This is a genomic window from Mesorhizobium sp. M1143 (assembly GCF_040318435.1).
Lineage (GTDB): Bacteria > Pseudomonadota > Alphaproteobacteria > Rhizobiales > Rhizobiaceae > Mesorhizobium.
Map to the genome: position 1 here is coordinate 1 of NZ_JAMYMJ010000158.1, position 2045 is coordinate 2045.

The 2045-nt window shown below is 58.3% G+C and carries 2 pseudogenes; one reads left to right on the forward strand and one right to left on the reverse strand.

The annotated features are described in order from the left end of the window. Positions 1–237 (reverse strand): annotated as a pseudogene (locus NKH35_RS31545) (hypothetical protein); the annotation flags it as partial. A gap of 954 nt (positions 238–1191) precedes the next feature. On the opposite strand from NKH35_RS31545, the pseudogene NKH35_RS31550 reads away from it, so the two are divergent. Then, positions 1192–2034, forward strand: a pseudogene (locus NKH35_RS31550) (cytochrome-c peroxidase); the annotation flags it as partial. Positions 2035–2045: the final 11 nt, after the last annotated feature.

Below are 2045 nucleotides of genomic sequence, written 5' to 3' on the forward strand. Positions count from 1 at the left end.
GCTGAGACCCTCACCCATCAATTGCTGCCCGAGCCCCATAAGGCCGCCACCCTCTGGGTCGTCGCCATGATACTTCGCTACTAATTCCGAAGCTCCCGGCATGGCCTCGATCATGCGCGCGCCGGGACCGTCGGCCGCGTGGCTCCGCAGGAAACCCAGCATTAACCCAACGGCCTTCTCTGCGAGAGCCGGGCCGATGCCGGCACCAGTGGCGATGCGCGGTAAGATTTCTTCCATGCAGGGTCTCTCTCTCTTTGATTAGGTTTACAAGGGGCCGGTCCGGCGCCCCGCGCCCTTGGCCGAACCACAATGGAACTCCACTAAATAGGCCAGCGGAAGTGCTATTGCGCCTAAAACCGCCTCTGTCAACGCAAGCTGCGTCGGAAGTGCGTGTTTCGCAAACCGAAGATCATTGCAATTCACTTCAGTACGCATTGGCAACCGCACAGTTTGCGTTGGCTCGCTTATGGGCCAATGCCCCCCGCCCGTCAAATGATGACGACAACGTGGTCGGCGCCTAGGATCTGGGGATCAAGGTGAGGCAGTTACAGCGGGTGGACCTGCTCAAGCGCGGCGCCGTCGACACAAAGGGCTAGATTGGCGATACCGCGCGTGTTGGCCATGTCTTTCCTGGCGTGATGGGATGTTCGTAGAAGCGGAGCTATATGCCGGTGTGACGGTCCACAAAGGCGGAACGCCTATTCCGATACGAGATCCATACTGTCGTATAGACCGTCGCTGCTTAGGTGTTGAAACCGCCATCGCTGGTGACATCACAATGTGCAGTCGGCGGGTGTCGACAAGGCCGATTGCGTAATCAGCAGGTCAGGAAACGAATGAACCCTGACGTTTCAGAAGCTCACTTTTCGCAAGGCGTGCAGCGCACATCGTGCAAGAGATTGCCAGTCTTGCGGATGCTGTCGACTTTCTCAACCTTGGCTGGAAGATCGCAGTGACCGAATCTACGAAGCCGCCCTCAGGGCGTGCTTTGATGCATACAACCGGTTGCCGACCAGGGATACCCCTCCTCCCTGAAGTCCAATCGAGAAGAGCGATCCTTCCAAGAGGGTCCCAGCTCAGCTGCGAAAACAGGTGTGAGACCCCGTCCTCTCCCTCAAGCTGATCTAGCTCAGGGCGTTCATGAGCCGCAGATCGCATAATGGCTGCGTGGACGACGCAGGAAGACCAATTATGAAAATCCTATTCAGTACGATGGCTGTCACCTTGCTGGCACCCACCGCCTTTGCTGCGGATTCGATCCCCACCGACCTCAGAGATACGGCATTGGCCACCTTCACGGCTTTGCCATCCACCACGCCGACAGTCGCCAACAACCCGATCACCCCGGAAAAGATCGCTCTCGGCAAGGCACTGTTCTTCGATCCACGCGTCTCGGCGTCAGGCGTCTTGTCGTGCAATTCATGCCACAACCTGGCCACCGGCGGCGACGACAATCACGAAACCTCGATTGGCCATGGTTGGCAGAAGGGACAGCGCAACGCGCCGACTGTACTGAACGCTGTCTTCAACATCGCCCAGTTCTGGGATGGTCGTGCCGAAGACCTGAAGGCTCAGGCGAAGGGACCGGTCCAAGCCGGGATCGAAATGGCCAATACACCGGGCCAACTCATCGCCACTCTCAAGTCCATGCCGCAATATGTCGAGTGGTTCGATGCAGCCTTTCCGGCTGAAGCCGATCGGGTCACCTTCGACAACTTCGCCAAGGCGATCGAAGCCTTCGAGGCGACACTGGTCACACCTGCCCCGTTCGACAGCTTCCTGAATGGTGATGAGGTTGCCATGACTTCCGAACAGAAACAGGGCCTGGTGCTTTTCATGGACAAAGGCTGCTCGTCCTGCCATGCCGGCATCAACGTTGGTGGGCAAGCCTATTACCCGTTCGGCCTCGTGGAACGGCCCAGCGCCGAAGTCCTGCCGGACAAAGACAAGGGCCGATTTGAGGTCACCAATGCAGCCGACGATTCCTATGTCTTCCGCGTGGCGCCGCTGCGCAACGTTGCACTCACCGCGCCATAGTTTCATTC